Below are 24,590 nucleotides of genomic sequence, written 5' to 3' on the forward strand. Positions count from 1 at the left end.
CGGGTATCTATGCCCATGAAGCTGACAACCTGAACGGTCAGCTGTCGCAGTACGAAATTTTTGATTATCCGGGACGTTTCAAGGACGAACAGCATGGTCAGAACTTCACCCGCTACAAAATGGAAGGCAGGCGCAACGGTGCCGAAATGGCCACCTGCGTCAGTAATTCAGCCAGACTGTGGCCGGGCACCCGCTTTACCCTGACAGGGCACCCGACGCACGGCCTTAACCGGGAGTGGCAGGTGGTGAGCAGCACACTGACGGGCCTCCAGCCGCAGGCGCAGCACGGCAGCCAGGGAGAGGGAACCTCGCTCAGCAACGATTTTACCGTGATACCGGCTGACCGCACCTGGCGGCCAGACCTCCGGGAAAAACCGAAGGTGGATGGCCCGCAGAGCGCGGTGGTCACCGGTCCGGCGGGTGAAGAAATCTTTTGCGATGAGCACGGCCGGGTACGGGTGAAGTTTTTGTGGGACCGTTATCACGGCGGAACGGAGGACAGCTCCTGCTGGATACGGGTGTCTCAGGCCTGGGCCGGAACCGGATTCGGTAACCTCGCCATTCCCCGTGTGGGCCAGGAGGTGATTGTCGACTTCCTTAACGGCGACCCGGACCAGCCTATCGTGATGGGCCGAACCTACCATGAAGATAACCGCTCTCCGGGAGATCTGCCGGGCACGAAAACGCAGATGACCATCCGCTCGAAGACCTACAAAGGCGACGGCTTTAATGAGCTGCGGTTTGACGATGCCACGGATAACGAAGAAGTTTTCTTACATGCGCAGAAAAACATGCAGGTGAAAGTGCTCAACAGTAAAGACGTACGGGTTAATTATGATCGGACGGTGAGCATTGGTCATGACGAATCGCTTGTGGTGGCCAATGACCGGAAAGTAACTGTCGACGGGAAACAGGATCATAAAACAACAAAAGATCATCTCAGTCTGGTTGAGGGTAATACCGGCCTTGAAGTAAAAGGCGATCTGGCGCAGAAGGTTGCCGGAGCTCTCGGCATCAGTGTACAGGGGGATATTGTTTTACAGAGCAACAGTAAAATTAGCCTGCGGGTAGGTGGTTCGTTTGTGGCAATACATGCGGGTGGAGTCGATATCAGAGGTCCCCGCATTAACCTCAATGGAGGGGGAAACCCCGGTGACGTTATTTTACCGATGCGCCCGGTGATACTAAAAGCAGCAGCAGGGAGCGGCTCAATGTTCGTGTCACATTGTCCGAAGGAGGAATAATAATGGAAGCGATACGGTATGCCATTATTGATGGCGCTATTGAGGAAGGGCTGCTGGATTTTTTGAAAAGAATAAACCCTCCGCATTGCTGCCTGTATGCCGAACCGATACAGCCAGATTTAATCAAACTAGCCCCTTACCTTGTAGAAGTTACTTCTGAAGTCGAGGAATGGTTACAATCGAAAGTTACGCCGTGGGGTATTTTTATTATAACAAAAACGACCATGAATGGCTTGAGACAACATTTGAGAAAATATTTGCAGGTATTGATTCCAGAACAACCTAAACCTGTTTTACTCCGTTTTTACGACCCAAGAAATATCTGGGATTTTCTTTCTATCTTAACTGAATGGGAGAAGTATCTTTTTGTAGGGCCCGTTGATAAATTTATATCCGTATGGAATAGCGAGCTTAATGAGGAAGATTTTAAAACTTTAAAGACAAAATACCCGAGTGAAAGTATTGTTCGACAAAAGATGATGAAAATATCATCTACTCAGATACAAATGTTAAATCATATTTACAAACAGCGATATATTAATAACGTTATTAAGTTAATCCATTCATGGGGTGAATCATCTGAAAATATAGACAGGGCAATTATTGAAGATACCTTTGACTGGTTAAAAGAACAAAAAATAACGGATGATCGTAGTATTCGTGGCCTGCTTTTCCTTTTTTACAAGCAACGTTGTCTTGCGGTTGGTGCGATACCGCAAAAATTCAAAGAGATACTTTGTGTTGAGAACGAAGAAGGTGTTTTCAAGGCAGAAAAGCTTCTGATTCAGGAACTGGGTGATGTTCCTCTGTAAGTATTATTAAGGAAAATTATGACAAGCCTGACTGCTGCTTCACCAACTTGTAACTGCAAGAACCCGGATACTTGCATCCACTCATTTAAAATGAGTTTAGATAAAAATGTTTATGAATATAAGCAAGACGAATTTTTCTCAAGCATTGATGTTATCAATGCAAAGGAAAAACCGGTCTCTCTAACCTTATCACTAACAGGGAAAAGCTGCGTCTCCCATAACCCCGAATGTCCAAATGGTATTATTTACGATTTAAACAAAAAGGACACATTAAAGAAAGTTGTAAACGGAACAACAGAGTACTCAGTAACATATAACAAGGCTGGAGTGAGCGATCTGTCATCTCTTAATTCCATTTTTTTTATAAATAAATACATCCTCTCTCAAAACAGCGCTTTAGCCTTACTTCCTAAAAACAAATACCTTTTACGCATTGGCCAGTGTTATGGCGATCCACTTGTTGAAGAAAGCATTACTTTCATGGACGGTGTAAAAGAAATGTTTAATCTTACACCACATAAAAGAATATGGTGTGCCATTAATGTCTATCCCAGTTATGACTGGAAAATTGATGTAAAAATTGGCCTGACGGATAAAGTTACTGAGTACAGCGATGATGAACTAAAGTCTCAGCAGCGTAAAAAGAACAGAGAAGCAGGACAAGAAAAACGAGGTGTCAGAGGATGGACTCAGCGTCCGAGGTATTCAATTACGGATGCATTGGATATCGATGGGACGATGTCTTATAAACTCGCTTCCATGCCAAGACATGAATTTAGCCAGAAATTAAAGATTGATTTTAAAAGAAAAGCTAAAGAATTAACGCTATTACAGGATGCTACCAGAGCACTGGATCTCGTTGGCAAGGCCCTTTCAACAAAAGAAGGAGCCGGTACAAAATATAAGATACTAAATACAGATATTTTATATCCAAAACTGGTCATAGGTGGTAGCGCCGTTCTGACAGAAGATAAAGGCAGCCATTCAGTTTATATGAAAGGCAAAGTATCCGTTGGCTTGTCACCGCTGATTGGACTCAGAATGACGTTTGATTTGTTGCAGGCATTTGCAGCCTGGTATGGTGCTGCAAATGTCAGTGATGTCATCAGACAACAGCTCGCTGCACGTGAGAACTCAGTTAAAAATGGTGATAACGGTGCCTACCTGGGATTGAAGTTCGATCTGATTGCTTCCGGTACTATTAACCTTTCACTTATTTATGAATCAACGGCAAGCAACGACTGGAAATGGCGAGTGGATGGAACCAATGAGGTAAAGTTAGGGCTTTCTCTGGAAGCGAATGCTCGGGCTGGTGTCAAGATATACTTTTTTGAGGGGGCTTTTGAGGTTTATGCAAAAGCAATTGCTGAAGGGTTAATTGCTTTCGATTTAACTGCACAGAATAATATTGAGATGATATTTTATCATAATGGAGTTAGGGCTGAGGTTGGTGTTGGAAGTTCAGTCGGCATAACTAAAGGTGAAGAGAAACAAAGCACTGAGGAAGAATTTCGCAACTCAACAAAACACACTGAAGGAAAGAAAAAGGAGTGGATAATTCATGATAAACTTAAAAAAAATGAATCAACATATCGCTTTCATTTTATATAGCATTATCTCATTGGTGTTAATATCTACATTTATCCCATTAAAGGCTGAAACAATGAATAGTATAAAATACCTGGTATCATTTAAAACAAAACGTAGTGCATGTATGGTTAGAGTCAATGGGTTTCCCATCTTTGATAACTTTATATATTCAAGCGGGACAATTGCAGCGGGTGACAATATTACATCTTTTATTGAAAATGGAAAAAATCGTGTTGAAGTATTGATGGGTTCCATAGATTCTCAAGATAAAGACACCCTCTTCTCTGATTCAGAATGTGAATTCACCATTACAAAAGACACGATTAATTCGAGTGAAAACGTGACAACAATTAAATTATCTGTAGACAACAAAAAAAATATCATCGCAACCTCATCATCTAATTATGATGGAGGAAAACATGAGGGATCGATTATCGAGGAGCAATTGCCAGAAGATAAAAGGTTATTTTTACATCGATTTTATCGCGATATTCAGTTTAATAACATTAAAAAATGGTCTTGGGTGGATGCTGACAGAATAGTATCGGAAATGGATTTACCAGCTATTCAAGATACATACCGTAAAATTTGGCAGGCGATGAAAGATAGAAACATTGATGCACTGAAGAAATTGGCTGACACTTCTAGCAAAGAAATGGGTGAAGCTGAAGGTATCTCACCGGATATAGTTTTCGAGTCATATGATTTACCCCAAAGCATTCTTGACCAAAATTTAACGCCGGTACAGTTAGAGTGGGACAAATATAAAATCACTACTTACTGTGGTGGCCGAGTATTTAGATTGACGACCGGAATCTATCAGAATTCTCCATTAAGATTAAAAAATAAGGAAGGTAAAATAGTATTCTCCTACGATCCTTATCTTGCCAAAATAAATAATAAAATAATTATCGTAAGATAATAATGAGGCATTTATGACAATTTTTAATTTAAAAAATGCATTCCCATTATTTATTTTATGATAATTTCCACGATGAATTTTACTCAAGCCAAGGAGAATGCCAGAGATAACATCAAGTATCTTATTTATTTCAAAACAAAACGCAGTGCTTGTATGGTCAGAATAAATGGTTTTCCTATTTTTGATAATTTTACTTTTTCAAGTGGCACAATAGCAGCAGGTGACAACATTACATCATTTATCGAAAATGGTAAAAATACAGTTGAAGTATTGATGGGATCTATTGACCCACAAAATAAGGAAACACTTTACTCTGATTCAGAATGTGAACTTACAATCACAAAAGACACAATTAATTCCAGTCAAAATGTGACGACTTTCAAACTATCCGTTGATGCCAATAAAAATATCATAGCAACAACATCAACAAATTTTGATGGGTTCGAACACGAGGGGCGCATTATCGAAGAGCAGAAGAAAGAAGACGACTGGCTTTATTTACAAAGATTTTATCGCGACATCGAATTTAACGGCATAAAAAAATGGTCTTGGGTAAATTCGGACAGAACGGTAACGGAAAAAGACATACCTGAAATTCAAAACTTTTATCGGATACTGTGGAGAGCAATGAAAGATAGAAATATAAAGACACTAAGGCAAATGGCAGCTATTTCAAGTAATGAAATGGGTGAGGCAGAGGGCATTTCACCAGATATTGTCTTTGAATCATATGAACTTTCTAAAAATATCCTTGACAAGGATTTAACACCTATAGATTTAGAATGGGATGAATACAGGCTCACAACCTATTGCAATGGTCGGGTATTTAGATTATCTAATGGAATTTATGAAAACTCCCCATTGAGGCTTAAAAATAAAGATAATGAAATTGTATATTCTTTCACACCATACCTTTCCATTATAAATGGGAAAATAGTTATAGTTAGATGATTCTACAAAAAAAGGAAAAGTCATGTCACTCGCTGCAAACGTTATGAAAAAGGAACTCAATATAATGGCTATCATGAAACCGTCATAACTACCTGTTCATCTATAATATCAATTGATCGATTTCCTGCGGCAAAAACTGGCAATGCTAGAAATTGTGACGAAAGGAATATTAATAGCAACGCACTCAATATTGGTTGAGAAAGATAAAACCCCATAAAAAAGAAGGCCTTGTATATATGAAGATAGAATATCTGGTATCGGTTGTTTTACTATCGGGAGGTATCATGGGAGCAGTGCTTTATAAAGGTGGTGAACCACAAAAAATTCGCAGCCGGTTCAGTATTCAGGAATCATACTGCGCCATCAAAACCAATGGCGTCACGGGATACAGTAACCGGCGATCTGCATGGGCGGAAAATGGCGACTCAACAGGCACCGCAACATCCAGTACGAATGCCATGATGCTTATGGAAAATGGTGAAAATGAAATCAGTCTGGAGATGGGCGCACTGGGGTGGTTTTCTGATAAACCTGCCAGCACAGAAGAACGGGCGCGGTTTACACCACAGGCAGAATGCAGTCTGGATCTGGTTCGCTTTGTGAAACAGGATGAGACCATTCTGTCATCAATAAAAGTGTCAATTAATCAGCAGGGAATACCTGAAGCACAGCCGGACAATGTCCATCCCGTGGTCCGAAAAGAGATTTTGGCGGAACAGGCAGAGCCCGGATTTATTGACCCGGATTATTTTGATGAAACCTATTTCCCGAAAGAGATGAAAATATATCAGTTTACACAAAAAGTTACGGTGGAAGGGCTTCCTGAATGGCGCTGGACCAGAGCAACCCCGTTCACCGGCAGTGATGAGCAGTTGCAGAAGCTAAAAGCAGCCTATATCGAAATGGCTGAAATCATTAACAGCCGGAATCGGGACCGGCTTAAAGCGTTTGATAGTGAGGCGCTGAAAGCGTGGTCAGCCACAACTGGCGACAGCGAAGATGCCATCCTGCTTTCACTGTATACAAAAGAAGAATTGGAGGGAGGAAAAGCCAGAATACTTCCCATAAAATGGGGGGATTACGCAGTTCGGGTAATGAATAAGGGGCGCATGGTGCAATTATATAATAAATCAAAGCCCGTATACTCACCCTTGACCTACAGATTTATAGATGAAGATGGACAGGAAGCCATGAGTTCTTATGCTCCGATATTTTCTCTGATTAACGGAAAATTTATCCCTGTTACGTAATTACTCAAATTATATACTCCCCTTGGGCATCCGGTAAGACGATGATTGTTGAGATGTTCATTTTACCGGTTATCTTACATTTTCCGCCGCTATTGCCTCGCAGAGGAGAAGCATATGCCATTAGCAGCCAAACTCGCCGACATAGGCACCCAACATGACGGCTATCATGAAACCGTTATTACTGCCGGCTCACCAACGGTATCTTTTGATGGGTTACCCGCTGCCAGATTAGGAGATCCCTTAACACCCCATGCCAAACTTCTCCACCCTCCACATCCTCGTAAAATCGCCAGTGGTTCACCCACCGTATTTATCGATGGTTTACCTGCAGCAAGAACAGGAGATGCCATCGACTGTGGTGGCGTCGTTATTGGAAGTGGAACAGTCAATATTGGCTAACTTATCTATATTAATCCTGAATTAGCGAAATAAAACATACAAGGAAAGCCCACTTTATTTAAAGAGGGCTTTAATATTAATGACCGTCACATCACCTGCGTAAACGTCCTTGAAATCACATCCTGCTGCTGCTCACGCGTCAGGGCATTAAAGCGCACCGCATACCCCGAAACGCGGATCGTCAGGTTCGGGTAATTTTCCGGGTGCGCAATGGCATCCAGCAGCATTTCCCGGTTCATGACGTTGACGTTCAGATGCTGCCCGCCCTCGATGGCTGTTTCGTGGTGGAAGTACCCGTCCAGCAGCCCCACAAGGTTGGTTTTGCGTACCAGCTCGTCCTTGCCCAGCGCCTGCGGCACGATGGAGAAGGTGTAAGAGACCCCATCCTTGGCGTAGGTGAACGGCAACTTGGCAACCGAGGTTAACGACGCCACTGCCCCTTTTCTGTCACGTCCGTGCATTGGGTTGGCACCCGGCGCAAACGGCGTGCCGCCCCGGCGTCCGTCTGGCGTGTTGCCGGTCTTCTGGCCGTACACCACGTTCGAGGTGATGGTCAGGATCGACTGGGTCGGTACCGCGTTACGATAGGTTGGTAACGCCTGAATTTTCTTCATAAAGCGCTCCACCAGGTCACAGGCGATGCTGTCCACCCGATCGTCGTTGTTACCGTACTGCGGATAATCCCCTTCAATGACAAAATCGACCGCCAGACCGGTATGGTCGCGCACCGGTTTCACCGTCGCATATTTAATGGCCGACAGGGAATCGGCGGCCACCGACAGTCCGGCGATACCGCAGGCCATGGTGCGGTAGACGTCCCGATCGTGCAGCGCCATCAGCGAGGCTTCGTAGCTGTACTTATCATGCATGTAGTGAATGAGATTCAGCGCGCTGATGTACTGCACCGCCAGCCAGTCCATAAAGTGATCCAGGCTCGCCATCACGGTGTCGTAGTCCAGCACCTCGTCCAGCAGCGGCGCGGTTTTCGGCCCGACCTGGATCTTCAGCTTCTCATCCACCCCGCCGTTGATCGCATACAGCAACGTTTTCGCCAGGTTGGCGCGGGCACCAAAGAACTGCATCTGCTTGCCGATCACCATCGGGCTGACGCAGCAGGCAATAGCGTAGTCGTCGCTGTTGAAGTCGGCACGCATCAGATCGTCGTTCTCATACTGCAGCGACGAGGTGACAATCGAGACCTGCGCGGCGTATTTCTTGAACGCGATCGGCAGTTGTTCAGACCACAGGATCGTCAGGTTTGGCTCTGGCGCAGGCCCCATGGTGTGCAGCGTGTGCAGGTAGCGGAAGCTGTTTTTGGTCACCAGCGTGCGGCCGTCCAGCCCCATTCCGCCGATCACCTCTGTCGCCCAGATCGGATCGCCAGAGAAGAGCGTGTCGAACTCCGGCGTACGCAGGAAGCGCACCATGCGGATCTTCATGATGAAGTGGTCGATCAGCTCCTGTGCCTGAACTTCATTCAGCCGCCCGGCCTGCATGTCGCGCTCAATGTAGATATCGAGGAATGACGCGGTACGCCCCAGCGACATCGCCCCACCGTTCTGGGATTTCACCGCGGCCAGGTAGGCAAAGTACAGCCACTGCACCGCTTCCTGCGCGTTCATCGCCGGACGCGAGATATCAAAGCCGTAGTTCGCCGCCATCTGCTGGATCTGCAGCAGCGCACGCTTATGCTCCGCCAGCTCTTCGCGCAGGCGGATCGTCGCCTCCAGATCCTCGCCGCGTTCCAGTCTCGGCTGCAGATCCGCGAACTGCAGTTCACGTTCACGCACCAGATAGCTGATGCCGTACAGCGCCACGCGGCGGTAGTCGCCGATGATGCGCCCGCGTCCGTAGCCGTCCGGCAGCCCGGTCAGTACGCCCGATTTACGGCAACGCATCATCTCCGGCGAGTAGACGTCAAACACGCCCTGGTTATGGGTTTTACGCAGGTCGGTAAACAGGTATTCGAACTGCGGATCCATCTCGCGGCCGTAGGCTTCAAACGAGCTGCGGATCATGTTGATCCCACCATACGGATGCAGGGCGCGCTTGAGCGGCTTATCGGTTTGCAGGCCGACGATGGTCTCCAGCTCCCGGTCGATATAGCCCGGTCCGTGAGCGGTAATGGTGGTGGCGATGTTGGTATCGAAATCCACCGGGGCGTGGGTGGCATTTTCCTGGCGAATCCCCACCATCACCTTTTGCCACAGCGCCGTCGTTGCTGGCGTCGCCTGCGCGAGGAAAGTTTCGTCGCCTTCATAAGGGGTGTAGTTATGCTGAATAAAATCGCGCACGTTAACGGCATCTTTCCATTCTTCACCGCGAAACCCGGCCCATGCGTCGCTGTAGGGCGCAACGCGCGTATCAATCGTTACTTTCATGAGATTCTCGCTCTGTCAGGCGTAAGCCGCAGCCGGGGTAACCTTCCCAAGACGGAGGGCGTCCAGCGCGATCATTTTTTCTTCATTGGTAGGGATCACCGCACACGCCACGCGGGACGTATCGGCGCTGATGATGCGTTCACCCGCGCTGCCAGGCAGGGCGTTGCGGGTCTCGTCGAGGATGAGGCCAAAGACCTTGAGATGTTCTGCTACCAGCCTGCGGATGAGCGTAGAGTTCTCGCCAATCCCTCCGGTAAACACCACCCCGTCCAGGCGATGCAGCGACGCCGCGTGGCCGGCGATATGCCGTGCAATGCGGTGCACAAAGGTGTTTATCGCCAGCTGCGCCCGCGGATTTCCCTCGCGCCAGGCTTTTTCCAGCGTCCTGAGATCGGCGGAAATCCCGGAGACCCCCAGCAAACCAGATTCTTTGTTAACCACACGCTCCAGATCCTCGAACGACTGGCCGGTTTGCTGGGCAATCCACGACATCGCGCCAAAATCCACGTCGCCACAGCGCGTGCCCATCATCAGCCCTTCCAGCGGCGTCATCCCCATCGAGGTATCGACGCTTTTGCCATTACGAACCGCGCAAATCGACGCGCCATTACCCAGGTGGGCAATCACTAACCCGCTGTCGTCCGGTGAAAGTCCGAGAAGCGCATGCGCCTGCCCGGCAACGTAGCGGTGGGAAGTACCGTGAAAACCGTAGCGCCTCACGCCCAGCTCCTCAAAATAGCGGTACGGCAACCCGTAAAGATACGCCTGCGGCGGCAGCGTCTGATGGAAACTGGTGTCAAACACCGCCACCTGCTGAACGTTAGGGAACAGGCGTTCCGCCGCTTCCACACCGCTTAAGTTGGCGTAGTTGTGCAGTGGTGCCAGAGAAGAAACCTGGCGGATCTCGTTGATAACCTGCTCCGTGATAAGGGTCGACTCGCTGAAGCGTTCACCGCCGTGGGCAATGCGGTGGCCAATTAAGGCCACGCTGCTCATCAGGTCACGCTTCCCCAGCTCCAGGGCGATGGCAGCCAGCGCCCCTTCGTAGTCATGGTGAGCCAGTGTGGCTGGCTCACCCCCGTTCACGGAAATAAAGGCTTTTTCAGTGTTGATACCGTCGGCAATGCCCGTCATCAGGGCATCGCAGCTGCTGGCATCGAGCACTGAAAACTTAACAGAGGACGAACCGCAGTTAATAACCAGTACAACCGGAAACTCAATCATGGTGTGACTCCGCTCTTCCTGAGCATTGATTTAGAACAGTTTGTAAACGATATTCAGGATGGTCAGCAGGCCGACAACGGTGACGAAGATGTTCTCGGGTCTGCCCTTATACTTCGCCATTGCCGGGGCTTTGCGGATGGCATACATCGGCAGCAGACACAGCAGAGAAGCGATGATGGGTGCTCCCATGGCCTCAATAAGGTCCAGAATGTTCGGGTTGGCATACGCGACAACCCAGGTGGAGCCCATGATGAAGACCATGCTGATGGTGTTCAGTTTGCCCACCGAGACCTTCTTCTTATCGCCCTTATACCCGAACTTCAGGATCAGGCCGTTCAGCCCTTCCAGCGTGCCCAGATAATGGCCGAAGAAAGATTTGAAGATTGCGACCAGCGCGATGATAGAGGCGCCGTATTCCAGCACCGTCGCAAACGTCGATTTGGTGCCTGACATCGACGCAAAATGGTTCGCCAGATAAGAGAGCACCGGAATGTTCTGCGCTTTGGCATCAGCCATGTTCTGCGGAGAGAGCGTAAACAGGCAGCTAAAGGCGAAGAACATCACCACGGCGACCATCAGCAGGCTGGCGCGGCCGATGATTCTGGAGCATTTCTGCTCGGTGAAGTCTTTACCGAACTCCGGTTCGTACTCTTCGCGCTTGGAGACCACAAACGAGGAGACAATTGGTGAGAAGTTAAAGGAGAAGACCATGATGGAGATCCCCAGCCACACCGTCACCAGTATGCCGTCATGGCCGGTGAAGGCGATATCGCTCAGGTTAACCTGGTCGATCACCGCCGAGTTCCAGTAAGGGATCAGCGACAGGGAAATCAGCACCAGACTGGCGATAAACGGGAATACCAGATAGCTCATGACCTTCACCATCAGGTCTTTACCGAACCAGATCACAAAGGCCATCAGCAGCAGCAGGAACAGCGCTACCACGCCGCGGTTTAGCGCCGGCATCTGGAGCTGGTTTTCCCAGAAGGTCATAAAGGTGTTGGTAATGGTGACGCCGTAAATCCACAGCAGCGGGCAAATGGCGAAGAAGTAGAGGAACGTGATGACCACTCCGCCTGTTTTACCAAAATGCTCCTCCACCGTTTCGGTAATATTGCCGGAAACGTTGCTACCGGACAGGCACAGACGCGCCAGCGCGCGGTGGCAGTAGAACGCAATCGGGAACGCGAGAAGCAGCATCAGCAGGATAGGGATCAAGCCGCCAAAACCTGCACGTATAGGGAAGAACAGCACGCCTGCGCCAATGGCGGTACCAAACAATCCCAGCGTCCAGGTGGTGTCTGACTTACGCCAGGAGGACGTTTTTGTCTGGCCAACGATAATGCTTTCAGTGTTGCTCATAGGTCATCCTTATGCGTCAACGAAGCCGGTAATTTGGGAAACACGAGAGAGATCGATATTGCCGCCGGAAATAATGCAGACGGTTTTGCGCCCCTGAATATAATGGTCGAGCTTGCCGCTCAATAACGCCGCGCAGGCCAGCGCCCCCGCCCCTTCGGTCACCACTTTGTTTCGCTGAATTAACGCAATCATGCTGTTGCGAATATCGTCTTCGCTGACCAGCACAATGTCGTCGACTAATTCACGAACAATTTCGAAGGTTAATTTACCCGGACGAGAAACGTCGCAGCCGTCTGCTAATGTGCCGGTAACCCGATGGTTAATAATTTCACCCGCCTGATACGACGCCGCCATACCGTGAACGTTTTCAGACTGCACGCCGATAATATTAATGGTCGGGTTAATCGATTTTATTGCCGTTGCGATGCCAGCAATTAACCCGCCACCGCCGATCGGCACAATGACGTTATCCACATCGTATAAATCTTCGAGAATTTCGAGGCCGATCGTGCCCTGGCCGGCGATCACTTTCGGGTCATCGTAAGGCGGGATAAAAATACGCCCTTCCATCTCAACGATTTCGCTCACTTTGGCGATCGTGTCGTTGAAGTTCTCGCCGTGCAGCACCACTTCCGCCGAGTAGTCACGCGTGGCGGCAACTTTGGATTTTGGCGCGCCCATCGGCATCACCACTTTGCCGTCGATGCCGAGCATGGCACAGGAAAGGGAGACGCCCTGCGCATGGTTTCCCGCAGAGCAGGCCACAACCCCTTTACGTCTTTCAGCATCGGTCAGCGAGCTTAATTTATTGAACGCGCCGCGAATTTTGAAGGAGCCGGTACGCTGCATATTTTCAAACTTCAGAAAGATTTCACCCTTACAGCGTTCGCTGAGATAATTCGAGCGCGGCATGCCGGTTTTATATATCTTTCCTGCCAGTCGTTTTCTGGCGTCCTGAATATCTTCAATGGTTACCGGGAGATCGTAGGTAATATGCATAATATCCTCGTTATAATAATTCATTCTTTTCGGGCAAAGTCAGGGTATCAGAGCACAGCTAAAATAAGCTCTGGGGTGTTTTTCAAAAAATAGGCAGTACTTATTTGAAAATTAATTATTCATCGTCGTCGTTCACTGGTCAGTGACGCATATTGTTTCGCCAGCTCAACTAACACTGACGCTGATTTTTTAATTCTGTAATTTTTGGACCACACGGCGGCATAGCGTGCCACCGGTAATTCATCTTCCACTGGCAGCACAATAAACTGGTCTGAACCGAACGGCGCAATCATGTCACGGGGGATCACCGTCAGGTAGTCGGCATTGAGGACAAGGTTATAAATGGTGACGACGGAATCGGTCTGGACGATGTTTTCAATACTGATGTGGTTGTCTTGCAGGGTGGTCAGAAGTTCTTTGTAGTAGCCCATGTCGGTTTGCGGCATCACCCACTGTTCATGGGTGAGCGATGCCAGTGTCGTCGGGGCGGTGCACGTTCGTGATTTGCTGGCCACCAGCACAAATTCAGACTCGAACAGCGGTTCGACATGCAGATCCTGCAGCAGCATTTCATCACTCAGCGTGCCGATGGCAAAGTCCAGCCGCCCGTCACGAATGGCGGGAAGGAAAGAAGAGAGCTGCGCTTCATACATGGAGACCCGCGCTTTCGGGAACACTTCCTTGAATTTTTTGATCATTTCAGAGAGGAACGTGAAGCCAATCAGCGAGGGATAACCAAACGAGACGTCCATGACGGTGCTGAAACTGAGGCTGTTAATCTCGCTCACCATGTTTTTCATCTCACGGGTGATCGACTCTGAGTACGAGAGCAGAACCTGGCCCGCCGCCGTTAGTTTTACGCCCGTGTTTTTACGCACCATCACTTCCACACCGAAGTAAGATTCGATGTCACTGATAATTTTGCTGACGGCGGGTTGCGTCAGACCCAGTTGTCTTGCTGCAGAACCTATGGAGCCACTTTTAATGACTTCCTGAAATACCACGAGGTGCTGTGTTTTCGGTAGAATAATAGTGTTCATAATATTCTGCGCTTATTTCCCTATGACGGGGTGGATTCTACTCAATATTGTTTCAGGGGGTATGTGCTGTTACTCACAATTTGCCTTTTCGTACCCTTACCATGAACTACCCAACCCCATTAAAAACCTTTTAAATCAATAAAATACAACCAATAAAATACGCTATTACGCTGATATTGATCAACAAAAATGGCGGTAATAAATTTATTTTATGGCGATAACCCGGATAAATTTTGCTGCGTTTAAAAAATCAATAAAGACTATCTTTCAGGCAATTAAAGAACAATAAACAACCATTATTCATGTGAAACATTCTTTCAGTTTTTCGAAATTTACGGGCATAATTTGACAGAGGTTCGGGAAAGAGTGGAATACGTCACACATTCTTAGGGTGAATGTTTTTAATTTCAAAATATACATATCAAATAAGAAAACATCCGGGATCATCCAGTTAACATTCATAACAAATTAATCATACTCAGAATTCAGGATTTTTTAGCGGTAAATTTTGTGATAACGATCGGGATTAGACAGCAGAGCGGCAATGAATGGAGAAAACAGTGAAATGTGCTTAATGTCGCAAATATGAGAATTGGTGTCGTTTGGGGGGTTGCCGGGTGGCGCTGCGCTTACCCTGCGTACATACCCCATTAAGCAAAAACCCCGCCGAAGCGGGGTTTTCTAAGAAGTTGAAGCTGACCGATAAGCCGGGTTCTGTCGTGGACAGTCATTCATCTAGGCCAGCAATCGCTCACTGGCTCAAGCAGCCTACCCGGGTTCAGTACGGGCCGTACCATGTGAACCCCTATTTGGCCTTGCTCCGGGTGGAGTTTACCGTGCCACGGACTGTTACCAGCCGCGCGGTGCGCTCTTACCGCACCCTTTCACCCTTACCTGATCCCACTTGCGTGGGCCATCGGCGGTTTGCTCTCTGTTGCACTGGTCGTGGGTTTCCCCCCCAGGCGTTACCTGGCACCCTGCCCTATGGAGCCCGGACTTTCCTCCCCTCCGCCCGTCTCCACCCGAAGGTGGACGACGACGAAGCGGCGACTGTCTGGTCAGCTTCGGCGCGCAGTATAGTGGGTTTGCACGCCGCTGTCACCCTTGGTTGTAGGGAAGCAGAAATTAACGGGAGACTTCCACCTTCGCCAGTTTTTCGTAGTAGCACGCAATGGCACTGTGGTCAGCGGTGCCCAGACCATCGGCACGTAGCGCCTGCATCATCTCCATGACGGCGGCGGTCAGCGGCAGTTGGGCCCCTACGCCGTGAGAAGTGTCCAGCGCGTTAGCCAGATCTTTAATGTGCAGGTCGATACGGAAACCGGGTTTGAAGTTACGATCCATCACCATCGGCGCTTTAGCGTCCAGCACCGTGCTACCCGCCAGCCCACCGCGGATCGCCTGGTAAACCAGATCCGGGTTGACGCCCGCTTTGGTGGCCAGAGTGAGCGCCTCCGACATGGCGGCAATATTCAGCGCCACAATCACCTGGTTTGCCAGCTTGGTTACGTTACCCGCGCCAATCTCCCCGGTGTGCACCACGGAAGCGGCCATCGCTTTCATCAGTTCGTAGTATTTGTCGAAAATCGCCTTATCGCCGCCGACCATGACCGACAACGTGCCGTCGATGGCTTTCGGTTCACCGCCGCTCACCGGGGCATCGAGCATCTCGACGCCTTTCGCTTTCAGCGCCTCGCTGATTTCCCGGCTGGCCAGCGGTGCGATGGAGCTCATGTCGATCAACACCAGGCCCGGCTTCGCGCCGTCGATAATGCCGTTCTCACCCAGCGCGACCTCTTTAACATGTGGAGAGTTTGGCAGCATGGTGATAATGACATCGCACTGCTCTGCAATGGCTTTGGCTGTGGTGGCGGTTTCTGCGCCAGCCGCCATCACTTCGGCCACGGCCTGCGAATTATGGTCTGAAACCACCAGGGAGTATCCTGCTTTGATGAGGTTTTTACTCATTGGTTTGCCCATAATGCCGAGGCCAATAAAACCCACTTTCAGCGTCATAATCTGTTTTCCTCAAGATGGTTATTTTTTAAAAGCGTCCGCTAATTTCTGCGTCGCAGAACGGAATACGCCGAGGTCGCTGCCGACGGCAACGAAGGTCGCGCCCCACTCCAGATAGCGGCGTGCGTCTGCTTCAACCGGCGCCAGAATGCCACACGGTTTGCCGTGCGCTTTGGCGCGGGCAAAGATGTGCTGAATGGCGCGCTGCACATCCGGGTGACCCGCATTGCCCAGGTGCCCAAATGCGGCCGCCAGATCGCTTGGGCCGACGAAAATGCCGTCCACGCCCTCGGTGGCGGCGATGGCATCCACGTTATCGACACCCTGCTGACTCTCAATCTGTACCAGAATGGTGATGTTGCTGTTGGACTGCGCAAAGTAGTCCGGTACGGTGCCAAACATGTTGGCGCGATGCGAAACGGAGACACCGCGGATCCCTTCCGGCGGATAGCGTGTTGACTCCACGGCCTGTGCCGCCTCCTCCTGCGTTTCAACAAACGGGATCAGGAAGTTGTAGAAGCCGATATCCAGCAGGCGCTTGATGATCACCGGCTCGTTCGTGGGGACGCGGACCACCGGCGCGCTCTGGCTGCCTTTGAGCGCCATCAGCTGCGGAATAAAGGTGCTGATATCGTTCGGCGCATGCTCGCCATCAAGCACCAGCCAGTCGAACCCCGCCAGACCCAGCACTTCGGTGCTGATTGGGTTTGCCAGTGCGGACCAGCATCCAATTTGAATCTGGTGCGCCGCAAGCGCCGCTTTAAATTTATTTGGGAAGATAGCGTTATTCATCGTATTTACCTTTTTAATTCCGCAGCCCTGGTCAGTATATTTATTACCAGCGTTATATTTATTCTCTATTTCGGCGTGATAAAATCGTCATTCAGTATAATCGCCACTTTCCGGCAGCACATTGTTTTAATGCTCAAGTGTTACGCTCTGTTTCAATAATATTTTGAGCATATGCACAAACCACTGGGCGCTGATGCACAGAATCAGCCATTACTGGTTCGGGAGCGATCGCGATCACATTCTCACGCTCTGTCTCCTGACATGCTCTATTTTCGCAAGCTGCGTTTTTATTTTTGCCATAAGAAAATTGGCTGTATTTATTATCAGATTCTTTGCTGGAGAATATTGAACAATGGCCGACATTGAAATTCGACAAGCGTTGCCGACGGCGTTCTATATAAAAGTTCACGACACGGATAATGTGGCAATTATTGTGAACGACAATGGCTTAAAAGCCGGAACCCGCTTCCCGGATGGCCTGGAGCTGATTGAACATATTCCGCAGGGGCATAAAGTGGCGCTGGTGGATATCCCGGCCCAGGGTGAAATCGTGCGTTATGGTGAAGTCATTGGCTATGCCGTCCGTGCCATTCCGCAAGGCAGCTGGATTGATGAGTCTCTGGTCGAGCTGCCAGAAGCCCCACCGTTGAACACCCTGCCGTTGGCGACCCGCGTCCCGGAGCCGCTGCCACCGCTGGAAGGGTACACCTTTGAAGGCTATCGCAACGCAGACGGCAGCGTTGGAACCAAGAATCTGCTCGGCATTACCACCAGCGTTCACTGTGTGGCAGGCGTGGTGGATTATGTGGTGAAACTCATCGAGCGCGATCTGCTGCCAAAGTACCCGAACGTTGATGGCGTGGTGGGGCTGAATCACCTTTACGGCTGCGGCGTGGCGATCAATGCCCCTGCGGCCGTGGTGCCAATCCGAACTATCCACAATATCGCCCTGAACCCGAACTTTGGTGGCGAAGTGATGGTGATAGGCCTGGGGTGTGAAAAGCTACAGCCTGAGCGCTTGCTGCAGGGCACCGAGGATGTAAAAGCCATTCCGGCCGACGAGGCCAGCATTGTACGTCTGCAGGACGAACACCACGTTGGTTTCCGTTCGATGGTTGACGATATCCTTGAGGTTGCAGAGCGTCATCTGGCTAAACTCAATACGCGTCAACGTGAGACCTGCCCGGCTTCCGAGCTGGTGATTGGTACACAATGTGGCGGCAGCGATGCGTTTTCCGGCGTGACCGCCAACCCGGCGGTGGGTTATGCCTCCGACCTGTTTGTTCGCTGCGGGGCCACGGTGATGTTCTCTGAAGTGACAGAAGTGCGAGATGCCATTCATCTGCTCACGCCACGCGCCATCAACGAAGAGGTGGGCAAACGCCTGCTCGAAGAGATGGCCTGGTACGATAATTACCTCGATATGGGAAAAACCGACCGCAGCGCCAACCCATCTCCGGGGAACAAAAAAGGGGGTCTGGCGAACGTGGTGGAAAAAGCGCTCGGCTCTATCGCCAAATCCGGTCAAAGTGCCATTGTAGAAGTCCTCTCGCCGGGCCAGCGCCCAACGAAACGCGGCCTGATCTACGCGGCAACCCCGGCCAGTGACTTTGTTTGCGGCACCCAGCAGGTGGCTTCCGGTATTACGGTGCAGGTCTTTACCACCGGACGCGGTACGCCGTACGGCCTGATGGCGGTGCCTGTGATTAAAATGGCCACCCGCACTGAGCTGGCTAACCGCTGGTATGACCTAATGGACATTAACGCAGGCACCATCGCCACCGGGGAAGAGAGCATAGAAGAGGTAGGCTGGAAGCTGTTCCACTTTATTCTGGATGTGGCGAGCGGCAGGAAGAAAACCTTCTCGGACCAGTGGGGGCTGCACAATCAGCTGGCGGTGTTTAACCCGGCACCGGTGACGTGAGTTTACTGTAAAACCTCCCATAGCATGGCTTCGGCCATGCTTTTTTTTGCTTTCGATTCTTTCGCATCCTTGCCTTTCATTTCGATTCTTTCATTTTTAAGATACCAATCACAAAAAAACATTCCGAAACCCTATATTGTCTTTCGCATATACAAAACGAAAGGTTTCGGAGGAAAGATGTATATCATCTCGTCGAAAGCGATGCTGATAAAGGCACAGCGTGAAGGTTACGCCGTTCCGGCATTCAATATTCATAATCTCGAAACGCTGCAGGTGGTCGTCGAAACGGCCTCTGAGATGCGAGCTCCCCTGATCGTCGCGGGTACGCCCGGTACGTTTAGCTATGCCGGAACCGGGAACGTGGTCGCCATCGCCAGCGATCTGGCCAAAACGTACAACCAGCCACTGGCGATCCACCTCGATCATCACGAAGATTTCGACGATATCGCGCAGAAAGTACAGAGCGGGATCCGCTCTGCAATGATCGACGGATCTCATCATCCGTTCAGTGAAAATGTGGCGCTGGTAAAGAGAGTGACGGACTACTGCCACCGCTACGACGTTAGCGTGGAGGCCGAACTTGGGCGTTTGGGTGGTCAGGAAGATGACCTGGTCGTCGACAGTAAAGATGCGCTTTACACCAACCCACAACAGGCGCATGAGTTTGTTGAACTCACGGGTATCGACTCGCTGGCTGTTGCCATCGGCACTGCGCACGGCCTGTACAAAGCCACGCCAAAGCTCGATTTCGAGCGCCTGGCAGAGATCCGTAATCAGGTTGATATTCCGCTGGTACTGCACGGTGCCTCAGGATTGTCGACAGAAGATATCCGTAAGGCAATTAGCCTCGGGATCTGCAAAGTCAATGTCGCCACAGAACTCAAAATCGCCTTCTCAAACGCGCTGAAAACCTATCTCGCTTCACACCCCGATGCCAGCGATCCGCGTCATTACATGGTACCAGCCAAAAGTGCCATGCAAGAGGTGGTACGCAAGGTGATTATCGATTGTGGTTGTGAAGGAAAACTCTAACGTCCTGACCCGGAGGAATTGTGAAAGATATTATTGCCCGCCATAAGGCGGGAGAACACCTCGGTATTTGTTCTGTCTGTTCAGCACACCCGCTGGTTATCGAAGCTGCACTGCGGTTTGATTTGAACACCAACAATAAAGTGCTGATTGAGGCCACTTCGAATCAGGTGAATCAGTTTGGTGGCTATACCGGCATGACTCCTGCCCATTTTCGCGATTTTGTATTGAACATTGCCAAACACGTTGGTTTTCCACGAGAGCGCCTGATTCTTGGAGGGGATCACCTGGGGCCTAACTGCTGGCAAAACGAACCGGCGGAAGCCGCGATGGATAAATCCGTTGAGCTGATCAAAGCCTATGTCGCTGCGGGATTTACCAAGATCCATCTGGACGCATCCATGTCCTGCGCCGACGACGCCATCCCGCTAGCGCCAGTGGTGGTAGCACAGCGCGCTGCGCGGCTGTGTAAAGCAGCTGAAGAGACGGCTACGGAGGAACAAAAGGCGGCACTGACCTACGTCATTGGTACTGAAGTTCCCGTACCAGGTGGAGAAGCCAGCAGTATTAACAGCGTGCATGTTACCCGTGTCGAAGATGCTGCACAGACGCTGGACACCCATCGCGCAGCCTTTAGCGAACTCGGTCTGGAAGACGCCATGACGCGCGTGATTGCTATCGTGGTGCAACCAGGCGTGGAGTTCGACCATACCCAAATTATTCACTATCAGCCCCACGCAGCAGAGGCGCTTTCCGGCTGGATCCGCCAGACACCGATGGTCTACGAGGCGCATTCGACCGATTACCAGACCCGCCAGGCCTATCGCGCCCTGGTACGCGATCACTTCGCGATTCTGAAAGTTGGCCCGGCGCTCACTTTTGCCCTGCGTGAAGCCATCTTTGCCCTTGCGCAAATGGAGAAAGAACTTATCGCTCCTGAGCAGCGCAGCCACGTGCTGGCGGTGATCGACGAGGTGATGCTGAACGAGCCGGACTACTGGAAGAAGTACTACCGCCCGACCTGGAGCCAGGCGATGGTGGATATTCATTTCAGCTTGTCTGACCGCATTCGCTACTACTGGCCGCATCCGCGTATCCGTCAGGGTGTGGAGAAATTACTCGCCAACCTGAGTAACACCGCACTGCCACTTGGGCTGATCAGCCAGTTTATGCCCGTTCAGTTCGAACGATTGTCGATGAATGAGATCGTTGCAACACCGCAAAATCTCATCATCGACAAAATACAGGATGTATTACGCGCCTATCGATTTGGCTGTTCCCCTGAATACGTCTGATGCCCGGAGAGTCTATGAGTCACGTTTTTGTCCGTACCGGGATTGAGTTTGAAAATAGCCAGCTTGCGCTGGCACATATTGGCGAGGAGATGCTGGCGAAAGGGGTTGTGCATGCCACTTACCCAGCCGCACTTCTCGAAAGGGAGCTCAACTACCCCACCGGCATTACCCTCGAACGCCATGCGGTTGCAATCCCGCATTGTGAAGCGGTACATGCCAAAAGCCCTGCGATTTACCTGATTCGCCCGGACAAACCGGTGAATTTTCAGCAGGCGGATGATGATGGAGAGGTCGCGGTTTCACTCATTATCGCGTTAATTGTTGAAAACCCTACGGCGCAAATAAAACTGCTGCGCCGTCTTTTCAGCGAGCTACAAAACCCGGACATGCTGGACATGTTGCTGGCCACGCCAGCCGATCGCCTGGCCGAGCGATTCCGGGAGACTATCCTTGAGCCTGCCTCCTGTGCACAGGCTTCATAACATACTGATAATAAAAAGGAGTACCCTATGAAACGTAAAGTTATTGTTGCCTGTGGTGGTGCCGTAGCCACCTCAACCATGGCGGCTGAAGAGATCAAAGAACTGTGTGAAGCCCACAACATAACGCTGGATCTGGTTCAGTGTCGGGTGACCGAAATTGAAACCTATATGGACGGTGCAGACCTGATCTGCACCACGGCAAAAGTCGACAGATCGTTTGGTGACATTCCGGTAGTTCATGGGATGCCGTTTGTATCAGGCGTCGGTATCGAAGCCCTGCAACAAAAAATCCTTACTATCCTCGAGGGTTAAGATCATGTTTACCGAAATCATGCGGTATATCCTCGACCTCGGTCCCACCGTCATGCTGCCCATCGTCATTATTATCTTCTCTAAACTTCTGGGGATGAAACTAGGCGATTGCTTCAAATCCGGCCTGCATATCGGCATCGGCTTCGTGGGAATTGGGCTGGTCATTGGCCTGATGCTCGACTCCATTGGCCCTGCAGCCAAAGCGATGGCGGAACAATTCCAGATTAACCTGCACGTGGTTGACATCGGCTGGCCAGGTTCTTCCCCTATGACCTGGGCTTCCCAAATCGCACTGGTGGCGATCCCGGTAGCCATTGGGGTCAATGTCATCATGCTGGTCACCCGTATGACCCGTGTAGTGAATGTGGATATCTGGAACATCTGGCATATGACATTCACCGGGGCAATGCTGCACCTGGCCACTGGCTCTTACTGGCTGGGGATCCTTGGCGTGGTGGTTCACGCGGCCTTTGTCTACAAGCTGGGGGACTGGTTTGCCAAAGACACGCGAGACTTCTTCGGTCTGGAGGGAATTGCCATTCCTCACGGCTCGTCGGCGTATCTCGGTCCTGTCGCGGTGCTGGTCGATACGATTATCAACCACATTCCAGGTCTGAAGCAGATCCACTTTAGCGCCGACGATGTGCAGAAACGCTTTGGTCCGTTTGGCGAGCCCGTCACCGTCGGTTTTGTCATGGGGCTGGTCATCGGCATGCTGGCAGGATACGACGCGAAATCCGTTCTGCAACTGGCGGTGAAAACCGCTGCGGTGATGCTGCTGATGCCGCGTGTCATCAAGCCGATTATGGACGGCCTGACGCCAATTGCTAAACACGCCCGCAAACGCCTGCAGGCCAAATTTGGTGGTCAGGAGTTCTTAATTGGTCTTGATCCCGCGCTGCTGCTGGGCCATACGTCAGTGGTCTCCGCCAGTCTCATTTTCATCCCATTAACAATTCTGATTGCGGTACTGGTGCCGGGTAACCAGGTGCTGCCTTTCGGCGACCTTGCGACTATCGGCTTCTTCGTGGCAATGGCGGTCGCGGTTCATCAGGGTAATCTGTTCCGTACTCTCATCTCCGGCGTCATCATAATGGGTATCACATTGTGGATCGCCACACAGACCATCGGCCTGCACACCCTGCTTGCACAGAACGCGGGGGCGTTAAAAGCAGGTGGGCTTGTGGCATCCATGGATCAGGGCGGTTCGCCGATCACCTGGCTGCTCATTCAGCTCTTTACCTGGCAAAACGTGGTGGGATTCATCGTGATTGGTGCGATCTATTTTACTGGCGTACTGCTCACCTGGCGACGTGCCCGGGCGTTTACGGCGGCGGAGAAAAACGCCGATAACCCGCAAAGCCAGACGGTATCTTAATATCCGGGGAGCCATGCTCCCCTTCTTTTTCTGGAGTGAATCATGAAATCAGTGGTAATTCACGCTGAGGGCAACGTGCGCGTTGAAGAACGCCCGGTCCCTCAAATACAGGATGCGGATGATGTTCTGGTACGCATCGTTTGCTCAGGATTATGCGGCTCAGACATCCCGCGTATTTTTGCCAAAGGGGCGCACTACTACCCGATCACCCTGGGCCACGAATTTAGCGGACACGTCGAAGCCTGTGGTGCGGATATAAAGGATCTCCAGGCCGGAGATCCTGTAGCCTGCATTCCACTCCTGCCCTGTTTTTCGTGCCCGGAGTGTGAAAAAGGCTACTACTCGCTGTGTAAGCAGTACCAGTTTGTCGGCTCACGCAGTGACGGTGGCAATGCGGAATATATTGTCGTGAAGCGCGCGAACCTGTTCCGCCTGCCAGCAGAGATGGCGATCGAAGACGGGGCATTTATCGAGCCTATCACCGTAGGGCTGCACGCGTTCCATCTGGCTTCGGGCTGCAAAGATAAAAATGTCATTATCGTCGGTGCAGGAACGATCGGTCTGTTGGCGATGCAGTGCGCGCTGGCACTGGGGGCAAAGAGCGTGGCTGCAATTGATATCAACGACGATAAACTCGCCCTGGCGACAACCTTGGGCGCGACCCAGGTGTTCAACAGCCGGACCTTGAGCACCGATGACATTCTCAACGCGCTGAAGGACAACCGGTTTGATCAACTCGTGCTGGAAACCGCTGGAACACCACAAACTGTCTCGCTTGCCATTGATATTGCCGGTCCTCACGCCCAGGTGGCGCTGGTCGGTACATTACATCATGACCTGAATTTACCTGCCGCAACCTTTGGCAAAATATTGCGTAAGGAGCTGACGCTTCTGGGTAGTTGGATGAACTACTCAGCACCATGGCCTGGGGAAGAGTGGGAAACGGCAGTCCGCCTGCTCACCGGGAAAAAACTGCAACTGGAGCCACTCATTGCCCATACCGGCGACAGTGAGAGCTTCGCTCAGGCCGTGCAGGCTCTGAACGGCGCACCGATGCAGGGCAAAATTATGCTGCGTTTCGCCTAATCCCTCGAGCCAGCAACCTGAGCTGGCTCACATTTACTTTCGAATATTGCCTTACACCTTTCGCATACCTTCGATTAGAATAGGGACAATTAATTATCAGGC

21 protein-coding genes and 1 other RNA gene are annotated in these 24,590 nt (G+C 50.6%); 14 read left to right on the top strand and 8 right to left on the bottom strand.

Annotated elements, in window-relative coordinates:
* From tssI to AC2FAK_RS16535, 7 genes are all read left to right on the top strand, one after another.
* Positions 1 to 1,244: type VI secretion system tip protein TssI/VgrG (gene tssI, locus AC2FAK_RS16505; protein WP_485453321.1), on the top strand; the 1,244-nt coding region annotated here is incomplete at its 5' end.
* Between the two features lie 2 nt (positions 1,245 to 1,246).
* Positions 1,247 to 2,056, top strand: coding sequence for a DUF4123 domain-containing protein (locus AC2FAK_RS16510; protein WP_095455391.1), 810 nt, complete (start codon positions 1,247 to 1,249; stop codon positions 2,054 to 2,056).
* An 18-nt stretch (positions 2,057 to 2,074) separates the two neighbouring features.
* Positions 2,075 to 3,667, top strand: a complete 1,593-nt coding sequence (locus tag AC2FAK_RS16515) for a hypothetical protein (protein WP_095455390.1) — start codon at positions 2,075 to 2,077, stop codon at positions 3,665 to 3,667.
* Positions 3,618 to 4,568 (top strand): hypothetical protein, encoded by a 951-nt coding sequence (locus tag AC2FAK_RS16520; protein WP_028028053.1) that lies wholly within the window; start codon positions 3,618 to 3,620, stop codon positions 4,566 to 4,568. Before AC2FAK_RS16515 ends, AC2FAK_RS16520 begins: the two co-directional genes overlap by 50 nt.
* A 72-nt stretch (positions 4,569 to 4,640) precedes the next feature.
* On the top strand, positions 4,641 to 5,519 hold the full coding sequence (locus AC2FAK_RS16525) for a hypothetical protein (RefSeq protein ID WP_095455388.1): 879 nt from the start codon (positions 4,641 to 4,643) through the stop codon (positions 5,517 to 5,519).
* A gap of 284 nt (positions 5,520 to 5,803) precedes the next feature.
* A complete protein-coding gene (locus tag AC2FAK_RS16530) occupies positions 5,804 to 6,769 on the top strand; it encodes a hypothetical protein (protein WP_141236776.1) in 966 nt (321 codons plus the stop codon).
* A 114-nt stretch (positions 6,770 to 6,883) separates the two neighbouring features.
* Positions 6,884 to 7,168, top strand: a complete 285-nt coding sequence (locus tag AC2FAK_RS16535; protein WP_023621429.1) for a type VI secretion system PAAR protein — start codon at positions 6,884 to 6,886, stop codon at positions 7,166 to 7,168.
* Between the two features lie 86 nt (positions 7,169 to 7,254).
* Here the strand turns inward: AC2FAK_RS16535 and pflB are convergent, their stop codons facing one another.
* The 8 genes from pflB to garL form a co-directional block, all read right to left on the bottom strand.
* The gene (gene pflB, locus AC2FAK_RS16540) at positions 7,255 to 9,549 is read right to left on the bottom strand and encodes a formate C-acetyltransferase (RefSeq protein WP_095455386.1); all 2,295 of its coding nucleotides are present in this window, start codon (positions 9,547 to 9,549) and stop codon (positions 7,255 to 7,257) included.
* 15 nt (positions 9,550 to 9,564) lie between these two features.
* Entirely contained in the window at positions 9,565 to 10,773 is a 1,209-nt protein-coding gene (gene tdcD, locus AC2FAK_RS16545; protein WP_095455385.1) for a propionate kinase, read from the bottom strand.
* 30 nt (positions 10,774 to 10,803) lie between these two features.
* A complete protein-coding gene (tdcC, locus tag AC2FAK_RS16550) occupies positions 10,804 to 12,135 on the bottom strand; it encodes a threonine/serine transporter TdcC (protein ID WP_013098878.1) in 1,332 nt (443 codons plus the stop codon).
* Positions 12,136 to 12,144: 9 nt separating this feature from the next.
* A complete protein-coding gene (gene tdcB / locus AC2FAK_RS16555; protein WP_038983796.1) occupies positions 12,145 to 13,134 on the bottom strand; it encodes a bifunctional threonine ammonia-lyase/L-serine ammonia-lyase TdcB in 990 nt (329 codons plus the stop codon).
* A 119-nt stretch (positions 13,135 to 13,253) separates the two neighbouring features.
* Complete coding sequence (gene tdcA / locus AC2FAK_RS16560) at positions 13,254 to 14,174, bottom strand: transcriptional regulator TdcA (RefSeq protein WP_038983586.1); 921 nt, start codon at positions 14,172 to 14,174, stop codon at positions 13,254 to 13,256.
* Between the two features lie 687 nt (positions 14,175 to 14,861).
* Positions 14,862 to 15,240, bottom strand: an RNA gene (gene rnpB, locus AC2FAK_RS16565) — RNase P RNA component class A.
* 59 nt (positions 15,241 to 15,299) lie between these two features.
* Positions 15,300 to 16,190: a 2-hydroxy-3-oxopropionate reductase gene (garR, locus tag AC2FAK_RS16570; RefSeq protein WP_095455384.1), complete on the bottom strand. Its 891-nt coding sequence runs from the start codon at positions 16,188 to 16,190 to the stop codon at positions 15,300 to 15,302.
* Positions 16,191 to 16,211: 21 nt separating this feature from the next.
* Entirely contained in the window at positions 16,212 to 16,982 is a 771-nt protein-coding gene (gene garL / locus AC2FAK_RS16575; protein WP_095455383.1) for a 2-dehydro-3-deoxyglucarate aldolase, read from the bottom strand.
* Positions 16,983 to 17,334: 352 nt separating this feature from the next.
* Here garL and garD point away from each other — a divergent pair, with 352 nt between their 5' ends.
* The 7 genes from garD to gatD all read left to right on the top strand — a co-directional run bounded on the left by garD (position 17,335) and on the right by gatD (position 24,488).
* A complete protein-coding gene (garD, locus tag AC2FAK_RS16580) occupies positions 17,335 to 18,906 on the top strand; it encodes a galactarate dehydratase (RefSeq protein ID WP_058680264.1) in 1,572 nt (523 codons plus the stop codon).
* A gap of 177 nt (positions 18,907 to 19,083) precedes the next feature.
* Positions 19,084 to 19,938 (top strand): tagatose bisphosphate family class II aldolase, encoded by an 855-nt coding sequence (locus AC2FAK_RS16585; RefSeq protein ID WP_094084860.1) that lies wholly within the window; start codon positions 19,084 to 19,086, stop codon positions 19,936 to 19,938.
* A 20-nt stretch (positions 19,939 to 19,958) separates the two neighbouring features.
* Complete coding sequence (gene gatZ, locus AC2FAK_RS16590; RefSeq protein ID WP_094084861.1) at positions 19,959 to 21,230, top strand: tagatose-bisphosphate aldolase subunit GatZ; 1,272 nt, start codon at positions 19,959 to 19,961, stop codon at positions 21,228 to 21,230.
* A gap of 14 nt (positions 21,231 to 21,244) precedes the next feature.
* Positions 21,245 to 21,712, top strand: coding sequence for a PTS galactitol transporter subunit IIA (gatA, locus tag AC2FAK_RS16595; protein WP_095455382.1), 468 nt, complete (start codon positions 21,245 to 21,247; stop codon positions 21,710 to 21,712).
* 27 nt (positions 21,713 to 21,739) lie between these two features.
* The gene (gatB, locus tag AC2FAK_RS16600; RefSeq protein ID WP_058651412.1) at positions 21,740 to 22,024 is read left to right on the top strand and encodes a PTS galactitol transporter subunit IIB; all 285 of its coding nucleotides are present in this window, start codon (positions 21,740 to 21,742) and stop codon (positions 22,022 to 22,024) included.
* 4 nt (positions 22,025 to 22,028) lie between these two features.
* Positions 22,029 to 23,402 carry a galactitol-specific PTS transporter subunit IIC gene (locus AC2FAK_RS16605; RefSeq protein WP_020687326.1) on the top strand — a complete coding sequence of 458 codons (1,374 nt, stop codon included), beginning with the start codon at positions 22,029 to 22,031 and terminating at the stop codon, positions 23,400 to 23,402.
* Between the two features lie 42 nt (positions 23,403 to 23,444).
* The gene (gene gatD / locus AC2FAK_RS16610; RefSeq protein WP_095455381.1) at positions 23,445 to 24,488 is read left to right on the top strand and encodes a galactitol-1-phosphate 5-dehydrogenase; all 1,044 of its coding nucleotides are present in this window, start codon (positions 23,445 to 23,447) and stop codon (positions 24,486 to 24,488) included.
* Positions 24,489 to 24,590 lie beyond the last annotated feature (102 nt).

The sequence above is a fragment of the Enterobacter cloacae complex sp. 394F7 genome, from assembly GCF_057320385.1.